At 71.4% G+C, this 21,193-nt stretch carries 18 protein-coding genes; 17 read left to right on the top strand and 1 reads right to left on the bottom strand.

Translation table 11 applies throughout. The features are described from left to right. Positions 1–117: 117 nt before the first annotated feature. From hisS to CED_RS14160, 16 genes are all read left to right on the top strand, one after another. On the top strand, positions 118–1,440 hold the full coding sequence (gene hisS, locus CED_RS14235) for a histidine--tRNA ligase (RefSeq protein WP_035911377.1): 1,323 nt from the start codon (positions 118–120) through the stop codon (positions 1,438–1,440). Between the two features lie 445 nt (positions 1,441–1,885). Next, the gene (gene thyX / locus CED_RS14230; RefSeq protein WP_011437923.1) at positions 1,886–2,683 is read left to right on the top strand and encodes an FAD-dependent thymidylate synthase; all 798 of its coding nucleotides are present in this window, start codon (positions 1,886–1,888) and stop codon (positions 2,681–2,683) included. 65 nt (positions 2,684–2,748) lie between these two features. Next, positions 2,749–5,157, top strand: a complete 2,409-nt coding sequence (locus CED_RS14225) for a phosphoketolase (RefSeq protein WP_011437922.1) — start codon at positions 2,749–2,751, stop codon at positions 5,155–5,157. A 32-nt stretch (positions 5,158–5,189) separates the two neighbouring features. After that, the gene (locus CED_RS14220) at positions 5,190–6,374 is read left to right on the top strand and encodes an acetate/propionate family kinase (protein WP_035911376.1); all 1,185 of its coding nucleotides are present in this window, start codon (positions 5,190–5,192) and stop codon (positions 6,372–6,374) included. Between the two features lie 522 nt (positions 6,375–6,896). Continuing rightward, a complete protein-coding gene (dapA, locus tag CED_RS14215) occupies positions 6,897–7,955 on the top strand; it encodes a 4-hydroxy-tetrahydrodipicolinate synthase (protein WP_035911429.1) in 1,059 nt (352 codons plus the stop codon). Then, positions 7,952–9,637, top strand: a complete 1,686-nt coding sequence (locus tag CED_RS14210; RefSeq protein WP_035911373.1) for a ribonuclease J — start codon at positions 7,952–7,954, stop codon at positions 9,635–9,637. The genes dapA and CED_RS14210 overlap by 4 nt, the downstream gene beginning before the upstream one ends. 372 nt (positions 9,638–10,009) lie before the next feature. Continuing rightward, a complete protein-coding gene (locus CED_RS14205; protein ID WP_023840203.1) occupies positions 10,010–12,553 on the top strand; it encodes a DNA translocase FtsK in 2,544 nt (847 codons plus the stop codon). A 106-nt stretch (positions 12,554–12,659) separates the two neighbouring features. Continuing rightward, positions 12,660–13,529, top strand: coding sequence for a helix-turn-helix domain-containing protein (locus CED_RS14200; protein WP_023840202.1), 870 nt, complete (start codon positions 12,660–12,662; stop codon positions 13,527–13,529). A 4-nt stretch (positions 13,530–13,533) separates the two neighbouring features. Continuing rightward, entirely contained in the window at positions 13,534–15,105 is a 1,572-nt protein-coding gene (locus tag CED_RS14195; RefSeq protein ID WP_035911370.1) for a MiaB/RimO family radical SAM methylthiotransferase, read from the top strand. Beyond that, positions 15,095–15,904 (top strand): CDP-alcohol phosphatidyltransferase family protein, encoded by an 810-nt coding sequence (locus CED_RS14190; RefSeq protein ID WP_011437915.1) that lies wholly within the window; start codon positions 15,095–15,097, stop codon positions 15,902–15,904. Before CED_RS14195 ends, CED_RS14190 begins: the two co-directional genes overlap by 11 nt. Beyond that, the gene (locus CED_RS14185) at positions 15,894–17,195 is read left to right on the top strand and encodes a competence/damage-inducible protein A (protein WP_011437914.1); all 1,302 of its coding nucleotides are present in this window, start codon (positions 15,894–15,896) and stop codon (positions 17,193–17,195) included. The genes CED_RS14190 and CED_RS14185 overlap by 11 nt, the downstream gene beginning before the upstream one ends. Positions 17,196–17,316: 121 nt before the next feature. Next, on the top strand, positions 17,317–17,628 hold the full coding sequence (locus tag CED_RS14180) for a helix-turn-helix domain-containing protein (RefSeq protein WP_011437913.1): 312 nt from the start codon (positions 17,317–17,319) through the stop codon (positions 17,626–17,628). A gap of 273 nt (positions 17,629–17,901) precedes the next feature. Then, positions 17,902–18,369, top strand: coding sequence for a Dps family protein (locus CED_RS14175; RefSeq protein WP_011437912.1), 468 nt, complete (start codon positions 17,902–17,904; stop codon positions 18,367–18,369). Between the two features lie 178 nt (positions 18,370–18,547). Next, complete coding sequence (locus tag CED_RS14170; protein ID WP_023840200.1) at positions 18,548–18,742, top strand: hypothetical protein; 195 nt, start codon at positions 18,548–18,550, stop codon at positions 18,740–18,742. Positions 18,743–18,790: 48 nt separating this feature from the next. Further along, positions 18,791–19,630, top strand: coding sequence for a PspA/IM30 family protein (locus tag CED_RS14165; protein ID WP_011437911.1), 840 nt, complete (start codon positions 18,791–18,793; stop codon positions 19,628–19,630). Between the two features lie 19 nt (positions 19,631–19,649). Next, positions 19,650–20,408 (top strand): hypothetical protein, encoded by a 759-nt coding sequence (locus CED_RS14160; protein ID WP_011437910.1) that lies wholly within the window; start codon positions 19,650–19,652, stop codon positions 20,406–20,408. An 84-nt stretch (positions 20,409–20,492) separates the two neighbouring features. On the opposite strand, the gene CED_RS26245 is transcribed toward CED_RS14160, so the two are convergent. Next, positions 20,493–20,828: a hypothetical protein gene (locus CED_RS26245; RefSeq protein ID WP_369807841.1), complete on the bottom strand. Its 336-nt coding sequence runs from the start codon at positions 20,826–20,828 to the stop codon at positions 20,493–20,495. An 83-nt stretch (positions 20,829–20,911) separates the two neighbouring features. On the opposite strand from CED_RS26245, the gene CED_RS14150 reads away from it, so the two are divergent. Further along, complete coding sequence (locus CED_RS14150) at positions 20,912–21,091, top strand: hypothetical protein (protein ID WP_035731370.1); 180 nt, start codon at positions 20,912–20,914, stop codon at positions 21,089–21,091. The last annotated feature ends 102 nt before the right edge of the window (positions 21,092–21,193 follow it).

Here is a 21,193-nt window from a genome sequence, read left to right as displayed (position 1 = left end):
GCTGCTGCTTATGCGTCTCCTCGCTCGACATCGGTGACTGCCACCCGGCTTCGCGGTTGACCGTGCCCGGGGCGGCAGGTGCCCGTCCGTTCGAGATGATGAGGAGATTCCGCGGCGATGAGTGACGCGCCGATCGTCCGTCCCCTGCCCGTGAGCGGATTTCCCGAGTGGCTGCCCGAGGTCCGTCTCGTCGAGCAGCGCTGGCTCGACACCATCCGAGCGACGTTCGAGCGGTACGGCTTCTGCTCGGTGGAGACCCCCTCGGTCGAGGCGCTCGAGGTGCTGACCGCGAAGGGGGAGACCTCCCAGGAGGTCTACATGCTACGCCGCCTGCAGGCCGACGCCGACGACGACAGCGCCCGCCTCGGCCTGCACTTCGACCTCACAGTGCCTTTCGCGCGGTACGTGGCCGCCCACTTCAACGACCTCGTGTTCCCGTTCAAGCGCTACCAGATCCAGCGGGTGTGGCGGGGGGNGNGNCCTCNGGAGGGNCGCTTCCNCGNGNTCACCCNGTGCGACATCGACGTGATCAACGTTGATCAGGTGCCCCTGCACTTCGACGCGGAACTTCCCCGCATCGTGCACGAGGTCCTGGGCACCCTCGGCGTTCCGCCCTGGACCCTCAACATCAACAATCGCAAGGTGCTCCAGGGCTTCTACGAGGGTCTGGGCATCGGCGATCCGCTGGCCGTCATCCGGGTCGCCGACAAGCTCGACAAGATCGGCCTCGCGGGGGTGGAGGGGCTGCTGACCACCGCGGTCGGGCTCGACCCGGACCAGGTGCGCGCCTGCCTGGAGCTCACGGGCATTCGGGGCTGCGATCCCGGCGTCGTCGAGGAGGTACGCCGGCTCGGGGTGAAATCGGACCTGCTCTCCGAGGGGCTCGACGAGCTCGCCGCGGTTCTCGGCGATCTCGCCGACCTGCCCGCCGGCGACGTGGTCGCGGACCTCTCGATCGCCCGCGGTCTCGACTACTACACCGGGACCGTCTACGAGGCGAAGTTCGTCGACTGGCCGGACTTCGGCAGCATCTGCTCGGGGGGGCGGTACGACAACCTTGCCGGCTCCTTCATCCGCCGCAACCTCCCCGGCGTCGGGATCTCGATCGGCCTCACCCGCATCTTCGCCAAGCTCCTGGCCGAGGGCCTGCTCNCCNCCGGGCCGTCCAGCCCCGCCGACGTGCTGGTCGTGATCCCCGCCGCGCCGCGCCGCGCCGCCGCCCTCGCGACGGCCGCCGAGCTGCGCACCCGGGGGCTGCGGGTGGAGACCTACCACCAGCCGGACAAGGTGGCCAGGCAGGTCCGCTACGCCTCCCGCAAGGGCATCGGATTCGTCTGGTTCCCGCCCTTCGACGATGGCCGGGCGCACGAGGTGAAGAACATGGCCACCGGGGACCAGTCCGCGGCGGACCCGGCGACCTGGACCCCGTCCGCGGGCTGACCGGCGGGCCCGGGGGNCGTGCGCAGCCCGCGGTCCGATGCGCGCGGCGGGCGTGCCGCCGCGCCATCGCCGGGAGGCTGTCCGTCGTGACGTGGCCGGGCGGCCGGGGATTGACGGGGGCGGAGATCCCCGGCCGCGCCATGCCACGCCGTGAGGGCGGGCACTGCGACTCCTCGTCGCTGGGGACTGACGAGGCGTCCACCTCCGGTGTACCACGCGGGTCGTGACTGCCAATCCCCGCGCGTCGATCGGGTGACCGGACGGGTAAGTGGATGCCGACACGATCCCGGTTGGGCGATTGCTGGCCCGGTCGGGTGATTGCAGGCCTGGCGTCCGGGTGCATGCCGCCGCCGGGTGAGGTCCCCGCGCCCCGGCGGATGGGCGCCGTCTATCGTGGGCGGAGTCCGCCAGCGACCGGGCAACGGGTCCCGCGTCCAGATGATGGATGATGGAGGTGGCAGTGTCGCAGCCGACGTCCGAACCGACGTCCGAACCGACGTCCGTGCGGCTTCGGGTCCAGGTGATCGCCAAGACCGAGTTCATCCCCCCGGACGACGTGGCCTGGAGCACCGACGCCGACGGCGGTCAGGCCCTCGCCGAGTTCGCCGGGCGGGCCTGCTACCAGAGCTGGAACAAGCCGAATCCGGCGACCGCGACCAACGCCGGCTACCTACGGCACATTCTCGACGTCGGGCATCTGTCCGTGCTCGAGCACGGGACCGTATCGCTCTATCTCACCGGGGTGTCGCGCAGCCTCACCCATGAGCTGGTCCGGCACCGGCACTTCTCCTACAGCCAGCTCTCCCAGCGCTACGTCCCCGAGCGGGACGCCGCCGTGGTGGAACCGGAGGTCATCGCGGCCGATCCGGAGCTGCACGCCCTGTTCCAACAGGCCGCGGCGGCCTCGCTGGAGGCCTACGGGCGCCTGTTGGAAGGTCTGGAGAAGCGGTTCGCCGACGTTTCCGCGCCCATCTCACGGCGCAAGCAGGCGCGCCAGGCGGCCCGGTCGGTGCTGATGAACGCGACCGAGACCCGGATCGTGGTCACCGGGAACTACCGGGCGTGGCGGCACTTCATCGGGATGCGGGCGAGTGAGCATGCCGACGTGGAGATCCGCGGGCTTGCCGTCGCCGTCCTGCGGGAACTGCTCCGGGTGGCGCCCAACGTGTTCGCCGACTTCCGGATCTCGACGCTGGATGACGGCACCGAGGTCGCCTCCAGCCCGCTGGTGGGGGAGGGCTGAGCGCCGGACCTTCCCGCCGCCGGCCGTCTATTGATTTACTGGGAGAAAGAGAAAGAGTACAGCCGATGACGAGCGTCGTCGACGCCGAGCGGAGCGGGGCGGATCCGGCCGCGGGGCCGTTGTCCCCGGCGGAGCTTGACCTCATCCACGCCTACTGGCGAGCGGCGAACTATCTGTCCGTCGGACAGATCTACCTGCTCGACAATCCCCTGCTCACCGAGCCGCTGCGTCCGGAGCACGTCAAACCGCGCCTGCTCGGGCACTGGGGCACGACTCCCGGCCTGAACCTCATCTACGCCCATCTGAACCGCGTGATCCGGGCAAAGGACCTGAACGCCATCTACATCATCGGTCCGGGTCACGGCGGTCCCGGCATCGTGGCGAACGCCTACCTGGAAGGCACCTACAGCGAGGTCTACCCCTCGATCGGCCGGGATGTGGCGGGGATGCGGCGGCTGTTCCGGCAGTTTTCCTTCCCCGGCGGAATTCCCAGCCACGTCGCGCCGGAGACTCCCGGGTCCATTCATGAGGGCGGCGAGCTCGGTTACGCGCTGACCCACGCCTACGGCGCGGCCTTCGACAATCCCGACCTGGTGGTCTGCGCCGTCGTGGGGGACGGGGAGGCCGAGACGGGCCCGCTCGCGGCGAGCTGGCACTCCAACAAGTTCCTCGACCCGGGTCGCGACGGCGCGGTGCTGCCGGTCCTGCACCTCAACGGCTACAAGATCGCCAATCCGACGATCCTGGCCCGCATCCCCGAGCAGGAGCTGACCGCGCTCCTGCGTGGCTACGGGTACCATCCGTACTTCGTGGTCGGGGACGACCCGGCCGCGGTGCACCAGCGGATGGCGGGCGTCCTGGACGCCGCCGTCGGCGAGATCCACGAGATCCAGGACCGGGCCCGCCGCCACGGCCGCACCGAGCGCCCCACCTGGCCGATGATCGTGCTGCGGACCCCCAAGGGGTGGACCGGGCCGGCCACTGTTGACGGCCTGCCGGTCGAGGGCACGTGGCGGTCCCACCAGGTGCCCGTCGCGCAGTTGCACGACAACCCCGGGCACTTGGCCCAGCTGGAGGCGTGGCTGCGCTCCTACCGGCCGGAGGAGCTCTTCGATGCCGGCGGCGCCCCGCGGGCCGAACTCGCCGCGCTCGCCCCCCGCGGTCCCCGGCGGATGAGTGCGAACCCGCATGCCAACGGGGGCGAGCTGCTGCGTGATCTGACTCTTCCCGACTTCCGTGACTACGCGGTCGACGTCACCGCCCCCGGGACCACCCTCGCCGAGCCGACCCGGATCCTGGGCGCGTTCCTACGGGACGTGGTGGCCGCCAATCCGAGCACCTTCCGGGTGATGGGCCCGGATGAGACCGCCTCCAATCGGCTGGGTGCGCTCTTCGAGGTGACCGACCGCGTCTGGAACGCCGGGACGGAACCGACGGACGAGCACCTGGCCGTGGACGGTCGGGTCATGGAGGTGCTTTCCGAGCATCTGTGCCAGGGCTGGCTGGAGGGCTATCTGCTCACCGGCCGGCACGGGTTCTTCTCCTGCTACGAGGCGTTCATCCACATCGTCGACTCGATGGTCAATCAGCACGCGAAATGGCTGAAGACCACCCGGCACATCCCGTGGCGGCGCCCGATCGCATCGTTGAACTACCTGTTGACCAGCCACGTGTGGCGGCAGGACCACAACGGCTTCTCCCATCAGGACCCCGGATTCATCGACCACGTCGTGAACAAGAAGGCCGAGGTCGTCCGGGTGTACCTGCCCCCGGACGCGAACACCCTGCTCTCCGTCGGCAACCACTGCCTGCGCAGCCGGCACTACATCAACGTGATCGTGGCCGGCAAGCAGCCGGCGTTGAACTACCTGTCGATGCCGGCGGCGATCGCCCACTGCACCCGTGGCCTGGGCATCTGGGACTGGGCCAGCAACGACCACGACGCGCCCGGCGACGGGCTGCCGGATGTGGTGATGGCCTGTGCCGGGGACATCCCGACCCTGGAGACCCTCGCCGCGGTGGACCTCCTGCGCCAGCACTTCCCCGATCTGAAGGTGCGCGTCGTCAACGTCGTCGACCTGATGTCCCTGCAGGACGAGGCGGAACATCCGCACGGCATCTCGCACGCCCGCTTCGACGCGCTGTTCACCACCGACCGGCCGATCATCTTCGCCTACCACGGCTATCCCTGGCTGATCCACCGGCTGACCTACCGGCGGCACAACCATCACAACCTGCATGTCCGTGGCTACATCGAGGAGGGGACGACCACCACCCCGTTCGACATGGTCATGCTGAACAACCTCGACCGGTTCCACCTGGTGGCGGACGTCATCGACCGGGTACCGAGCCTGGGCGCCCGCGCCGCGCACGTCCGGCAGCAGATGATCGACGCGCGGCTCGCGGCCCGGACCTACACCCGGGACCACGGCGAGGACGCCCCGGAGATCCGGAACTGGACTTGGCCCTACTGAGCCTCGCCCCTACCGAGCCCCGCCCCGTCGCGATGAACGTCCTGGTGGTCAACGCCGGATCGGCCAGCCTCAAGCTGCGGCTGATCGGCCCGGACGACGTCCTGCTCGCCGCGCGCGATCTCACCGCGCCAGCCGGTCGGGTGGACCCGGCCGGGGTCATCGCCGCGTTGCGCGAGCTCACCCACGAGGGTGGCCAGCCGGGCGCGGTCGGGCACCGCATCGTGCACGGCGGGACGGATTTCACCGCACCCGTGGTCGTCGACCGGGCCGTGGCCGAGCGGCTGCGGAGGCTGACCGCCCTCGCCCCCCTGCACCAGCCTGCGGCACTTGCCGCCCTCGACGAGGTCGGGGCGGCCGTGCCCGAGGTGGCGCAGGTCGCTTGCTTCGACACGGCGTTCCACAGCCGGATGCCGGCGGAGGCCATCACCTACGCCATCCCGGCCGAGTGGCGGGAGCGGTATGGCATCCGCCGGTACGGCTTCCACGGCCTGTCCCACGCCCACGTCTCCCGGCGGGCGGCCGCGCTCACCGGGGCGCGGCGCATCGTGACCTGTCATCTCGGCTCGGGCGCGTCGCTCGCCGCCGTTCTCGACGGGGNGGGGGNGGACACCACGATGGGCTTCACCCCGCTGGAGGGCCTGGTGATGGCCACCCGGTCCGGCACCGTGGATCCCGGCGCGCTGCTGTGGCTGCAGACGGAGGCGGGACTGAGCGCGCACGAGCTCACCGATCGCCTGTTCACCTCGGCGGGGCTGCGCGCGCTCGCGGGGACGGCGGACATGCGGGATGTCGAGTCCGGCGTCGCCGCGGGTGAGCCTGCCGCCGCGCTGGCGCTGGCGGTCTACCTGCACCGGCTGCGCGCCGGGATCGCCGCGATGACCGCCGCGCTGGGCGGGCTGGACGCCCTGGTGTTCACCGGCGGCGTCGGGGAGAACTCCGCCTCCGTGCGGGCCGGGGCCGCGGCCGGACTCGGCTACCTGGGCGTGGCGGTGGATCCCGAGCGTAACGATCCGGCCCGGGCCGGTGGTACGGGTCTGCCGGGCGGCACGGGCCCATCTGGTGGTACGGGCCCATCTGGTGGTACGGGCCCATCTGGTGGCACGGAGCGCGAGATCGGCGTGCCGGGGGCTGCCGTGCGCACGCTCGTGATCGAGGCACGCGAGGACCTGGAGATCGCCCGCGGGACCCGGGCGGCCCTCGCTGGTGGCAATGGGTGATGGTAGTCCGGCATTACGGTAATGTCCCGGGTGGCGGGTGCGATCCTGGCGGACCCGCGCGCCGCCGGATGGCACCGCCCGGACGATCCGGTGGCGGTACTCTGGAGGCTCTGTCGCGGCGAGTGGGACGGTGCTGCGCGGTCCGGTCCGGTGCGGTGCGGTGTTGTCTTCGCCGGTCGTCCCGTCGTCCCCGAGCGGGGCCCGGCCGGTCGCGATCCGTCTCCATCCGGTGACGGCAGGGTCCGATCGGCGTCCGACCCGGTCGCGGTGCCCGACACCGCGCGGTGCGCCGTCCCCGGGCTGGGCCGGATGGTATCCGCGTGTGGTGGCCCGGCGGCCCCCGCGGGTCTCGCGCCGGTCGCCGGTGGTGCTTGTGGGCGGGTCCGGGGAGCAGACCCGGCTCGGGCCGGCGGAGCGGGAAAGGCGGCGTGGGCGGAGGATGGACCGGTGCCGGCCCGGCGGTGTCGGAGGAGTGAACGTGGAGGTTCGGCGGTCCGGCGGGTGACGTCGGTCGCCGAGGNGATGTCGGAGGTGCCGTCTAGCGTGACCGGTATGTCAATGTTGCCGCCGGCGCCGTTCGGGCGCGTGATCACAGCGATGGTCACGCCGTTCCGGGCGGACGGCGGTCTCGATGAGGCGGGTGCCGCGCAGCTCGCGAGCCGTCTGGTGGACGCCGGCAACGACGGGCTCGTGGTCAACGGCACCACCGGGGAGTCTCCGACGACCACCGACGAGGAGAAGGACCGCCTGGTGCGGGTCGTCGTCGAGGCCGTGGGAAGCCGTGCCCGCGTGATCTCCGGTGTCGGGACGAGTGACACCGCGCACAGCGTGGAACTGGCGCGGGCCGCCGAAGCCGCGGGCGCGCACGGCCTGCTCGTCGTGACGCCCTACTACAACAAGCCACCGCAGGCCGGGTTGCTGCGGCATTTCGTCACCGTCGCCGAGGCGACCGGGCTACCGGTCGTCGTCTACGACATCCCCGGCCGGACCGGGGTTCCGGTGGCGTCGGAGACTTTGGTGCGGTTGGCCGAACACCCGCGTATCGTCGCGGTCAAGGACGCTAAGGACGATCTGCCCGCATCCTCCTGGGTGCTGGCGCGGACCGGTCTGGCGTATTACTCCGGCACCGACGCGCTCAATCTGCCGTTGCTGTCCATCGGGGCATGCGGAGTCATCAGTGTTGTCGGGCACGTGGCCGCACCCGCGATCCGTGCCATGATCGAGGCCTTCGGGGCCGGTGAGGTGGGTCGGGCGATCGCGCTGCATCAGGGCTTGCTGCCCGCGTACGAAGGAATGTTCCGCACCCAGGGCGTGATCCTGGCCAAGGCCGCGCTGCGGCTGGCCGGGCTGCCCGCGGGGCCGGTCCGGCCACCGTTGGTGGACGCCACTCCCGCCGAGGTCGCGCGGCTGCGGGCGGACCTCGCCGAGGCGCTCCTCGACGCCGCCGGGCCGCCGGGCGCGCCTGGCGGCGTCGAGGCCGGGGGGCGGGGCGCGCCGGCCGGCGCCTCGTCCGGGTCCGGGTCGTCCGGGTCCGGGTCGTCCGTCGGGCTGGCCGTCGCCGCGGCGGGNGANNNCTCATGAGCCATCCGCATCCCGACCTCGGCCCGCCGCCGCCGCTGCGCGCGGACGGCCTTCGGATCATCCCGCTCGGTGGGGTTGGGGAGATCGGTCGCAACATGACCGTCTTCGAACACGCCGGCCGGCTGCTGATCGTGGACTGCGGGGTGTTGTTCCCGGAGGACGTCCAGCCGGGGATCGACCTGATCCTGCCCGACTTCACCGCCATCCGGGATCGCCTCGACGACATCGAGGCGGTGATCCTCACCCACGCACACGAGGATCACATCGGGGCGGTGCCCTACCTGCTGCGGGAACGGCGTGACATCCCGCTGATCGGCACCCGGCTCACCCTGGCGCTGATGAACGCGAAGCTCGCCGAGCACCGCGTCAAGGCGGTCACTCAGGAGATCCGGGAGGAGGAGCGGCACGCCTTCGGGCCGTTCGAGTGCGAGTTCTTCGCGGTCAACCACTCCATCCCGGACGCCGTGGCCGTGGCCATCCGCACCGAGGCCGGGCTCGTCCTGCACACCGGCGACTTCAAGATGGACCAGCTGCCGCTCGACGGCCGGCTGACCGACCTGGGGGGCTTCGCGCGGCTCGGCCGCGAGGGTGTGGACCTGCTGCTGTCCGACTCGACCAACGCCGAGGTGCCCGGGTTCGTCACCTCCGAGCGGGAGATCGCCCCGGTGCTCGACGGAGTCTTCCGCGAGGCGACCCGCCGGATCATCATCGCCTGCTTCGCCAGCCATGTGCACCGGGTGCAGCAGGTGCTCGACGCGGCCGAGGAGCACGGCCGGTCGGTCTGCTTCGTGGGCAGGTCGATGGTCCGCAACATGGGAGTGGCCCGCGACCTCGGGTTGCTGCGGGTGCCACCGGGTCTGATCGTCGACGCCCNGGACGTGGACGCGCTGCCGGACCGCAACATCTGCCTGATCTCCACGGGCTCCCAGGGGGAGCCGCTCTCGGCCCTGTCCCGGATGGCCAACCGGGATCACCAGATCCGCATCCAGGCCGGCGACACGGTCGTGCTCGCTTCCAGCCTCATCCCCGGCAACGAGAACGCGGTGTTCCGGGTGATCAACGGGCTGACCCGCTACGGCGCCAAGGTCGTTCACAAGGGCGTGGCGAAGGTGCACACCTCGGGTCACGCCCCGGCGGGCGAGTTGCTCTACGTTCTGAACGCCACCAGGCCGTCCAACGTCATGCCGGTCCACGGCGAATGGCGGCACCTGCGGGCCCATGCCAAGCTCGCCGAGGCGACCGGGGTGCCCCCGGACCACGTAGTGCTCGCCGAGGACGGCATGGTCATCGACCTGCTTGACGGCCGGGCGCGGATCACCGGCGTTGTTCCCTGCGGCTATGTCTACGTTGACGGCGCCGCGGTCGGGGACGTCGGTGAGCCGAGCCTGAAGGACCGCCGGATCCTCGGCGAGGAGGGTTTCATCACGATCACCGTCGTGGTGGACGCCGCGGCGGGCAAGGTCGTCGTCGGCCCGGATCTCTCCGCCCGCGGCTTCTCCGATGCGCCGGGCGCCTTCGACTCCGTCTCCAAACTGGTCAGCGACGGGCTGGTGGACGCGATGCGCACCGGGATGAACGATCTGACGGCCCTGCAGCAGCTCGTGCGGCGTACGGTCGGTCGCTGGGTCAACGAGAACTACCGGCGCCGTCCGATGATCGTTCCGGTGGTTCTCGAGGTCTGAGGCGNTGCGGCGCGCCCGGTTCGTCGGGGTTGCCAGTACTCGGGCACGCTCGTGTGTACCGTTTCGACGGTGGCCACACGGACCAGTGGCGCGCGGACGCGTGCGCAGACGGAGACGGCCACGTCCCGGCCGAGGGGCGGTGGTGGGCGTCAAGGCACCTCGCGGGGTGAAGGTACCTCGCGAGGCGGCGGTCAGGGCGGCAAGGCACGCGCATCGACGGCGGCTGGCCGGTCGGGCGGCTCTGGCCGGTCGGGCAGCTCCCGCGCGGCCGGCCGCGGTAGGACACCGGCCCGTCCACCGGCGCGGGCGAGTCGCCCCCCGCTGTCGCTGCTGATCGGCCAGACAGTCGTCAAGAGCGTCTACCGGCTGTGGATGGGCGCGGCGACGGCGCTGGGCACCGTGCTGCGCCGGGCCGGTCGGGGCGCCCGTGAGCTGCACATCGATCCAGGGCACCGGCGTGACGGGCTCGGCCTGACCGCGTTCGGCGGGGCGATCCTGGCCGGCGCCTCGGTGTGGTTCTCCGCCGCCGGGCCGCTGGGGAGGTATGTGGCCGCGATCCTGGAGCTGCTGGTCGGCGCCGGCGCCTGGGTACTGCCGCTGTTCGGCCTGGGCGCCGCGTGGCGGCTGGTCCGGTCCCCGACCGATCCGGATAGCCGGGGCCGGGTGGTGATCGGGTGGACGGCGGTCGCCGTCGGTCTGCTCGGCATGGTGCACATCGCCCGTGGCCTGCCCGACTTCTCGGACGGCGTCGCCCGGATGCGGGCGGCCGGTGGCGTCGTCGGGCTGCTCGGTGGCCTCCCGCTGGCGAGCGCGGTGACGCCGTACGTCGCCGTTCCGCTGTTGCTGCTGCTGACGTTCTTCGGCGTTCTCGTCATCACGGCGACCCCTGTCCGCCAGGTGCCCGAGCGGCTCGGTGAACTCGTTGATCGGCTCACCATCGGGGTGCGCGGTCCCGCCCGGGATGCCGGCGAGTACGACGCGGACGCGGACTTCCGCGACGACCCCGAGGACGATTCGGAGCTGTCCGACGGCCTGCTCGCAGCCGGGGCGGCCGGGGCGGGTAGGGGTCGGCGTCGGCGTGGTGGTCGGGCGACCCCGCCTGGGGGAACGTCCCCGGGTGATGGCGATGCCGCCGATGCCGCCGATGCCGCCGATGCCGCCGGGCCGCCCGCCGGGCCGCCCGCCGGGGATCTCGCCCTCGACCTGTTCGGCGAGCTCGCCGGCCCGGAGGCGGACACCGGCTACGTGACCACGGCCCCCGACCCGGGCGGTGCGGCCGCCGGTGGCGGGGAACCGGTAGCGGGGGCCGCACCGCCCGGGTCGCAGCGCAGGGCCCGGGCCCGGACAGCCCGGGTGACCGCGGGTGCGGCGGACACCGCGACCGGCGTCCCCGGTCCGGGTTCCGCGGACTTCGGCGGCGAGATCGAGCATCTGGTCCCCCCGACCGACGGTGACTACCGGCTGCCGTCGCCGACCCTGCTGCGTTCCGGTACGCCGCCCAAGGTCCGCTCGGCCGCGACCGACGGGGTGATTGCCTCGCTGACCGACGTGTTCGCCCAGTTCAAAGTGGACGCCCAGGTCACCGGCTTCACCCGGGGACCGACGGTGACCCGCTACGAGGTCGAGCTCGGTGCCGCGGTCAAGGTCGAGCGGATCATCCAGCTCACGAAGAACATCGCGTACGCGGTGAAGAGCCCGGACGTGCGGATCATCAGTCCGATCCCGGGCAAGAGCGCGGTCGGTATCGAGATTCCCAACACCGACCGGGAGTTGGTGTCGCTCGGCGACGTCCTGCGCAGCGGGGAGGCGATCGGTAACCCGCATCCGCTGGTTGTCGGTCTCGGCAAGGACATCGAGGGCGGCTACGTGCTCGCCAACCTGGCCAAGATGCCGCACATCCTCATCGCCGGGGCGACCGGAGCCGGCAAGTCGACGTGTATCAACACCCTCATCACCTCGGTGCTGGCCCGGGCCACCCCTGACCAGGTGCGCATGGTGCTGGTGGACCCCAAGCGGGTCGAGCTGACGAACTATCAGGGNATTCCCCATCTGATCACGCCGATCATCACGAATCCCAAAAAGGCGGCCGATGCGTTGCAATGGGTCGTGAAGGAGATGGAGAACCGGTACGAGGACCTGGCCGCGTGCGGGGTGCGTCACGTCGACGACTTCAACCGCAAAGTGCGTAACGGCGAGATCGCCGCCCCGCCGGGATCCGAACGTGTCTACGTGCCCTACCCCTACATCCTGGCCATCGTCGACGAGCTCGCCGACCTGATGATGGTGGCGCCGCGCGACGTCGAGGACGCCATCTGCCGGATCACCGCCATGGCCCGGGCGGTGGGCATCCACCTGGTGCTCGCCACCCAGCGGCCCTCCGTCGACGTGGTGACCGGCCTGATCAAGGCGAACGTGCCGTCCCGGCTCGCCTTCGCGACAGCGTCGTTGGCGGACAGCCGGACGATCCTCGACCAGGCCGGCGCGGAGAAGCTCGTCGGCCTGGGGGACGCGCTCTTCCTGCCGATGGGAGCGGGTAAACCCGCCCGTATCCAGGGTGCCTTCGTTTCCGAGGACGAGATCGCGGCCATCGTCGACCACACGAAGGAACAGGCGCCGGCGGCGTTCCGGGAGGACGTGTTCGACGCCGGCGGCGAGGCCAGGAAGGAGATCGACGAGGAGATCGGAGACGATCTGCAGCTCTTCCTGCAGGCCGTCGAGCTCGTGGTGAGCACGCAGTTCGGCTCCACCTCGATGTTGCAGCGCAAGCTGCGGGTCGGGTTCGCGAAGGCCGGGCGGCTGATGGACCTGATGGAGAGCCGGGGCATCGTCGGCGCAAGTGAGGGATCGAAGGCGCGTGACGTGCTGGTCATGCCGGACGAGTTGGAGGGTTTGCTCACAACCCTGCGTAACGGATGAGGAAGCCTCCGGTGGAATGTCCCCGCTTTCAGCGCCGGGGGACGCACCGTAAACTGAAAGCCTCGCGCCCACGGTAGGCGGAAAAGACGGTTGCGGAGGTTCGCTCATGCAGTCCGCGGACGATCCGCAGCCGCGGGACAGCGTCGGGTCCATCCTGGCCGCGGCGCGGCGTGACCGCGGTCTCACGGTCTCCCAGGTCAGCGAGCGCACCCGGGTCAGGGCGGGTCTGATCGATCAGATCGAGCGGGACGACTTCTCGCAGTGCGGCGGCACGGTGTATGCCCGCGGGCATCTGCGCAGCATCGCCACCACCCTCGGGCTCGATCCCGGGCGGGTGCTGGCGGCTTACGACGCCTCGCACGAGCACCACACCGGCCCATTGATGATTATCCCCTCGGCCGAGTTCGATCCGCTGCGCGGGGGGTCCCGCCGGCGGCGCGGCGGGTTCCGGTGGGGTCCGGCAATGATCGTTTCGCTGGTCGTGGTGTGCGTCATCGCGGCTCTCGCGTTGCTGCTGCCAGGTTCCTCCGGTTCCTCGGACGACAGGGCCGCGCCGGGGCCGGGCGGGGCCGTGGGGCTCACTCCGACCGTGAGCGTCCCGCCGGTCTCGACGAGCCCGGCCGCTCCCAGCGTGACCACGCCCGCGCCGACAGGGGTGAACGTCGTCCTGACGGTACGCGACGCGCAGAGCTGGCTGGAGGTGCGCGACGACGCCGAGCATGTCCTGCTCTCCCAGCTCCTGCAGTCCGGCGACAGCCGGACGGTGACGGCGTCGGGGGCCCTGCACATCAGGGTGGGCAATGCCGGTGCGGTCGATGTGTCGTGCAACGGCAGGAGCCTCGGGGCGCCGGGCGGGCTCGGGCAGGTCGTGACGATCCGGGTGAGCGCCGCAGCCTCCGGCGCCTGCGAGGTCGGCGACGAACAGCGTAGCGGTCTCGTGGCCGCGCCACCGCCCGCGCCGGTCCCGGTAGCCTGACCTGGTGTCCACACGCCTCCATCGCCGGGTAGCTCTGATCACGCTCGGTTGTTCCCGGAACGAGGTGGATTCGGAGGAGCTGGCCGCCCGGCTCGGCGCGGACGGGTGGGAGCTCGTCTCCGACGCCGCCGACGCCGACGCCGTGCTCGTCAACACCTGCGGATTCGTCGACGCGGCGAAGAAGGACTCCATCGACGCTCTGCTTGCGGCGGACGGCCTGCGGGCCGGTGGCGGTCCGTCCGGTCCCGCGGACGGCGCCGGCCCGGGTCCGCGCGCGGTGGTGGCCGTGGGCTGCCTGGCCGAGCGTTACGGAACCGAGCTCGCCGAGAGCCTGCCCGAGGCGGACGCGGTCCTCGGATTCGATGCCTATCCGAACATCGCCACGCACCTCGCGGCCGTGCTGGCCGGTACCCCGGTGCCCGCGCACTCCCCGCGTGACCGGCGGACGATGCTGCCGATCACCCCGGTGGACCGGGCCGCCCCCGCTCTCCCGCCGGCCGCGGTGTCCACCGGAGCCGTTCCGCTGCGCCGGCGGTTGACGGCCGGGCCGGTCGCCGTCCTGAAGATCTCCAGCGGGNGTGACCGGCGCTGCGCCTTCTGCGCGATCCCGTCGTTCCGCGGCNCCCACGTCTCGCGGTCACCCGACGACGTGCTCGCCGAGGCCGAATGGCTGGCCGGTCAGGGTGCCCGCGAGCTGGTCCTGGTCAGCGAGAACTCCACCTCCTACGGCAAGGACCTCGGGGATCTGCGCGCGCTGGAGAAGCTGCTGCCGCAACTCGCGGCGGTGTCGGGCATCGTCCGGGTGCGCACGGTCTACCTGCAGCCCGCCGAGATGCGTCCGTCGCTGCTCGAGGTGCTGCTGACCACTCCGGGCCTCGCGCCCTATCTCGATCTGTCCTTCCAGCACGCGAGCCCGCCGGTGCTGCGCCGGATGCGCCGCTTCGGTGGCAGTGGGCACTTCCTCGACCTGCTCGCCCGCGCCCGCGCGCTGGCGCCCGAGCTGGGGGCGCGATCCAACGTCATCGTCGGGTTCCCGGGGGAGACCCCCGAGGATGTCGACATCCTCGCGGAGTTCCTCGAGGCCGCCGAGCTCGACGCCGTCGGCGTGTTCGGCTACTCCGACGAGGAGGGTACCGAGGCCGCCGGGCTGACAGACAAGATCCCCGATGAGCTGATCGAGCGCCGCCGGGTACGCGTCACCGACCTCGTCGAGCAGCTGACCGCCGCCCGGGCGGACGCGCGGATCGGCTCCCGGGTACAGGTCCTGGTGGAGGAGGTCGCCGGTGGTCTGGCCACCGGCTGCGCCGCCCACCAGCAGGCGGAGGTCGACGGCGGGTGCGTCGTGCGACTGTCCCCGGGCGGCGCGGCGGATGACGGGCCGGAGCGCCTCGGGGTGGGGGATCTCGTCGGGGTGGGGGATCTCGTCGAGGCCCGGGTGGTCGCCACCGAGGGTGTCGATCTGATCGCGGAGTTCATCGCGGTGCTCGATCGGGCCCGTCCCACGGCTGCGGTCGCGCGGCCGACGCCGGACCGGGCGGCGGCCCTCGTGGGCCGGGGCGTCGCGGATGGGACGTGACGGCGTCGGGCGCCGACGCCAGGGGGAGCGCGGCGAAGGGCCGTCGCCGCTCCCCGCGGAGCCCGTTTCTGCCCCGGTGGTCCCCGCGGCCCCGGTGGTCAACGTCGCCAACCTGCTGACGATCACGCGGCTGGTGTTGGTGCCGGTCTTCGTGGTCTTCCTGTTCGCCGGGCCCGACGGTCACACCTGGCGGTACGCCGCCTTCGGCGCCTATGCGGTGGCCGCGATGACCGACCAGATCGACGGCTCCATCGCCCGCCGCTGGCACCTCGTCACCGACTTCGGCATCCTGGTCGATCCGATCGCCGACAAGGCGCTGACCGGTGCCGCGTTGATCTCGCTGTCCGTGCTCGGCGAGCTGCCCTGGCCGGTCACCGCACTGATCCTCCTGCGGGAGGTCGGTGTCACCCTCCTGCGCTTGTGGGTGATCCGCTTCGGGGTGATCGCGGCGAGCCGTGGGGGCAAGGCCAAGACCCTGCTGCTGAACGTCGCGATCGGTCTCTACGTGCTTCCGCTGGCGGGCGTTGCCGCCACGAGCCGGGCCGTGATTCTCGCGGCCGGCGTGGTGGTCGCCATGGTCACCGGGATCGATTACGTCTGTCGAGCTCTCACGCTGCGGCGGCGGGCCTCGCGGGATTCCGGCGGTGTCACCCCGCCGAGGGGCGCACCATCCACCGGCCTCTCGCCCGGCACCGGCCCCTCGGTGCGCCACCGGATGGCGGGGCCGGCCGGGTCCGACCCGTCGACGGCGGCCGGACCGACCATCAGGAAGACGGAGGGGCGGACCGATGCGCGCTGAGCTGCTGGCGGTGGGGGACGAACTTCTCTACGGCGACATCGTCAACGGCAACGCGGCCTGGTTGGGTCGGCAGCTGGCCGACGTCGGAGTGACCGTCACGACGTCAACGGTCGTCGGTGACGACATCGACATGATCGCCACGGCGATCCGGGTGGCACTGGACCGGGCTGACGTCGTCATCATGACCGGAGGGCTCGGTCCCACCCAGGACGACCTGACCCGCGAGGGCATCGCCGCCGCGGCCGGCGTCGGCCTGCGCCGGGACGACTTCCTGGAGTCGATGCTGCGGCGACGGTTCCGGGACATGGGCCGCGGTGACGGTGGCCGGCGCGTGCCCCAGATGAACTACCGGCAGGCGGACCTGCCCGAGGGGGCACAACCGCTGCCGAACGGCACCGGAACAGCCCCGGGGATACGGATGGAGATCGGGACTGGCGTCGTCTACGCGATGCCCGGTGTGCCGTTCGAGATGAACGGCATGTTCACCGCCAGCGTGCTGCCCGACATCCTGCGCCGGGCCGGGCAGCCCGCGGTGGTCGTCCACCGGGTGCTGCGCACGGCGGGCATGTGGGAGTCGGCCGTCGCCGAGGCCCTCGCGGACGAGGTCGACCGGCTTGCCCGGATCGGCAATCCGCGCATCGCGTTCCTGGCCAGCGGTGGCCAGACCCGGGTGCGTATCACGGCCCGGGCCCGGGATCGGGCCGAGGCCGAGATGCTGATCGCACCGGTGGAGACCGCGGCCCGGACCGCACTGGGCGCCGGGGTGTACGGCGGTGCGGACGACTCCCTCGAAGGCGTGGTCCTGGGGCTGCTCGTCCAGCGGTCGGCGACGCTGGCCGTCGCGGAGTCCATCACCGGGGGGCTGCTCGCCGGGCGGCTGACCGACGTCCCCGGTGCGAGCGCCGCGTTCCGTGGCGGCATCGTCTCCTACGCCACGGAGGTCAAGGCGTCGGCGCTCGGTGTCGACGAGGGGCTGTTGGCCGCCGAGGGCGCGGTGTCGTCGAGGACGGCCGCCGCGATGGCGGCGGGGGTCCGGTCCCGGCTGGGCGCCACCTACGGGTTGGCCACCACGGGAGTCGCGGGCCCGCAGCCGCAGGAGGACAAACCGGTCGGAACGCTGCATATCGGCCTGGCCGGACCGGACGGCACCGTCACCCGGTCGGTACGGCTGCCCGGGGACCGGCCGCGCATCCGCACGTACGCGGTGGTGTCCGCGCTGGACCTGGTGCGTCGGATGCTCGCCGGGCTGCCGAACAGCGAGATGACCACAACCGGAGACGGCGCACCCTGATGCGCGAGACCAATCACCGGATCTGAGGTGCTTACACAGTTACAGTCCCGTCAACGAGGGCCCGATGGTCGCGGCGGTGGGTATACGGTGAACGCATCCCGCGGACGAAGGAGGAGGCTCGATGGTCCTGCTCCGACGCATGCTCGGCGAGGCGTTGCGCCGCCGCCGTCAGGATCAGCACCGCACGCTTCGGGAGGTGTCGTCGGCGGCACGGGTGTCGCTCGGCTACCTCTCGGAAGTCGAGCGTGGGCAGAAGGAGGCCAGCTCCGAGTTGCTCGCCGCCATCTGTGACGCACTGGGAGTACGGCTCGCGGACCTGCTGCGCGAGGTGAGTGAGGATCTCGAACTCGCCGAACTGGCGGTCGCCGCGCGGGTCGGCGCGCCCACCGTGGTGGTTCCCGCCCGCGCCGCGGTCGTCGACCGGGCGGCCTGAGTTGCGCGTCCGGCGTCTTCCGGTGTCCTGCCACGTCGGCTGTCCCGTTCACGTTCGGGGTCTGCTCCGTTCATGACGTGCGCTCCGTTCGTGATGTAGGTCCCGATGAGGTAGGTCTCGATGTGTGTCTCGTTCGCGATGTCGGGCTGTGCTGGACGTCGGGCTGTGCTGGACGTCGGGGCGTTCTGGACGTCGGGTGTTCTGGTCGCATACGGNTCTCTTCACGGGGCACGCCGCAGGGAGCAGATGTCTCCGGCGTGAGAGAGGTCGAGTATGAGTGCCATCCGCAGCCCGCTGTCCGACGGGGCACGAAGTGTCACCGGTGAGGCCCTCCAGGGCACGTTGATCGACCTGATCGACCTGTCCCTGTCCGCCAAGCAGCTGCACTGGAACGTCACCGGGCGCACCTTCCGTAGTGTGCATCGCCAACTCGACGAGGTTGTCGATCTGGCGCGTCGTTACGCGGACGCCACCGCCGAACGTGCCGTCGCGATCGGGGTCAACCCGGACGGTCAGTCCTCGACGGTCGCCCGAAGCACCCACCTGCCGGGAGTGGAGGTGGGGTACATCCCGGATGAGAAGGTGATCCGGCAGACAACCGAGGTCCTCGCCGGGGTGGTCACGAGGATGCGTACCCGCATGGACGCGACCGAGAAGGCCGACCCGGTCACCCAGAACCTGATCATCGAGATCGTCCACGACCTGGAGGAGCAGCACTGGATGTTCCAGGCGATGGTGTGAGTCCCGCGCCGGTGGCGGTTTGCCCTCCCCGAAAGGGCCCTCCCCCGAAAAGGGTTGTCTGGTGGCGGCTGGCGGACCCCTCCGCGACTATCCCGAGATAGTTCTCGTGGCGCAGGTTGGTGTCGATCGTCGTTCCCGGGCGGACTCCCGGGCATGGCCCGCAGGGAAAGAAGATCACGTGAATACCCCCGCGTGGCCGGAGGACGACGACGGCTGGTCGGAGTGCCGGCTGGTCCAGGTGTGCAAGAGCTGCAACGGATTGGGCGAGCTGCTGGTGGTCTTCGCCACCATGCGCGGCGGCTTTGTGCCGGCCTGCCGGACGTGTCTGGTCTGCGCGGGACGCGGCCGCACGGCGCTGCAGCCGCCCGTCTGAGTCCGCCGCGGGGTAACCGCCGCGGCTCCGGCGTGCGACGATCGATGTATGGCGAATGTCGTCCGCAAGATCTACCGCTATCTGTCGGCCTCGGCGAACCGGAAGTTCGACGAGAAGGCCGACCCGCGGGTGCAGATCGACCAGGCCATCATGGAGGCCCGGCAGCAGCACGAGGCGCTGGTCCAGCAGGCGGCGCTCGTCGTGGGTAACCAGCGTCAGCTGGAGATGCGCATGGCACGCCAGGTGGACGAGGTCGCGAACCTCACCGAGTCCGCCCGGTCCTCGTTGCTGCTGGCTGACAACGCGCGAGCGGCCGGTGACCTGGTCACCGCGGCCGGGTACGAGGAGACGGCCCAGGCATTCGCCAGCCAGCTGGTCTCGGCGGAAGCATCGCTGGAGGACCTGAAGAACCTGCACCGCCAGGCCGCCGCGTCCGCCCAGCAGGCCCGAACCGCGGTCGAGGACAACACCGTGCGGATGCAACGCCATCTCGCCGAGCGTGCCCGCCTGCTGACACAGATCGAGCACGCCGCCATGCAGGAGCAGATGACCAAGGCGATGGAGGGGATGTCCTCGCTCGCCCCGGCGGGGGACACGCCCACCCTCGGGGAGATCCGCGACAAGGTCGAGCAGCGCTACGCGGTCGCTCTTGGGCGTCACGAGCTCGCCTCCCAGGGGATGGAGGCGCGGATGATCGAGGTGCGGCGCGCGACCATGGACGCCCGGGCCTCCTCCCGCCTCGCCGAGTTGCGCGGTGACATGGCGGCCGGGGGCCAGCTTCCCGCTGGCGCGGGCGGTTCCGCCGCATCGCCCGATTCCGCGGCGTCGCCTGGTTCCGCGGCGTCGCCTGGTTCCGCGGCCAAGCCCACCGGCGGTGGGACGCCGTGAGTCGGATGGCGGACCGGCCGTGACCGGCTGGCCGGGNTGGGACGGGGCGCCGGGCGGGGCACTGCGGCCGGCGTTGCCGGACTGGGTGCGTGCCGATGTCGAACGCCGGTCGTTGCTGCGGACCGAACGGCGCGCCGGGCGTGGCGTCCGGTGGGCGCGTCGTCGGGCGGCGGTGACCGCCTTCGGATGGATCGCCGTGGCCTCGGTGACGCCGGTCGCCGCCGTCGTGGACGGTTGGGGTTGGCTGGTCGTGGGCGCTGCGGCGATCATCAGGGCGGGTCTCGCGGGCTGGGAGACGGCCGTGATCCGGCGGGAGGACCGCGGGTTCGCCCTGCCGAGCGCTCCCGCTCCGCCTCCCTGGGCGTTGCGGCACTCGGCGGCCGCCGAGCCGTTGCGCCGTGGCGAGGCGGGTCTGGCGGCGCTCGTCGCGATGGCCCGGACGCTTGCTCCCGGCGCCGCCCGCGGCCCGGTGCGGGCGGCCGTGGCCGGCGCCGCCGATCTGGTGGACGGGCTGCGGGTCACCGCCATGCGGGTCGTCGCGTGTGAAAGGGCGGCCCGAGCGGTGACGTATCCCGCTCGACGAGCCGAGATCCTGGCGACGAGGAAGGACCTGGTGGCCGAAATGTCGGCGTCGGTGGCCACTCTGGACGACCTGCTGGCNGCGGCCAGCGAGGTCGTGGGCACGGTGGTCGCGTCTTCGCCGGACCTGGCCCGACTGACCCAGCAGATCGAGGCTCTGCGTGGCTACGCTGCCGCACTGCGTGAACTTTCCGGTTGATCGCGGATGTCGACGGTGATCCCGGGTGTCGGTTGCCAGCGAAGATTTCAGTTGCGATGCGGCAGGTGCCGGGTGAGGTGGCGGTCAGCCACAGCCAGATGTGGTCAAACGGCTCGTTGGCGACGACGGAGGCGCCGGACCACGCGGTGGTCTCGGTCCAGTGAACATCTCGTGCAGGGCGGCCGGGGCGATGTTCTGGTCGGCATCCCAGCACAGGTCCACGTTGTCAGTGATCGTGCCGGTCTGCTCGCCGGTCGACACGATACCGATCATGGAAATGAACCCGCAGAGCTGGCTGCTTTCCGCCCGGAGATGGGTGTCCTGACGGGCGAAGGCGACACTGCGGGCCTGGCCCCGCCAGTGCAGCGGGACCACGAGCGTACCGCCGGGGGCGAGTTGGTCGAACCAGGCCGGGGGCAGGTCCCACGGCCCGACTTATCCGGATTTTGATCTTGCTGCCACGGCTGGGCGCCGTGGCTGACTGGAACGCGAGGAGGTCGCCTGTGGTCACCTCGTTCAGGCTGCCACCGGTATGGATCACGATCGCGGTCAGGACGTTCAGCGCCTTCCTGAGCACGTTCTCGGAATGGCCGCCACACGCCCGCGCGGCGTCGGCCGCGCAGGCGAACAACTCCGGGCTCACCAGGTCGCGGACGACCGCGAACGTCGTCGTCGGCCCGTAGGTGGTCAGGAACGGGTAGCTCGGCCGGACGAGCCTCATCCGCAGCAGACAGGCCAGCCCTCGGGTCAGCACCACGCGATGGCGTTCGCCGCAGGGCCTGTCG

Origin of the sequence: Frankia sp. CeD, assembly GCF_000732115.1 — a bacterium.
Lineage (GTDB): Bacteria > Actinomycetota > Actinomycetes > Frankiales > Frankiaceae > Frankia > Frankia casuarinae.
This window is presented reverse-complemented; position numbering and strand designations above follow the sequence as displayed.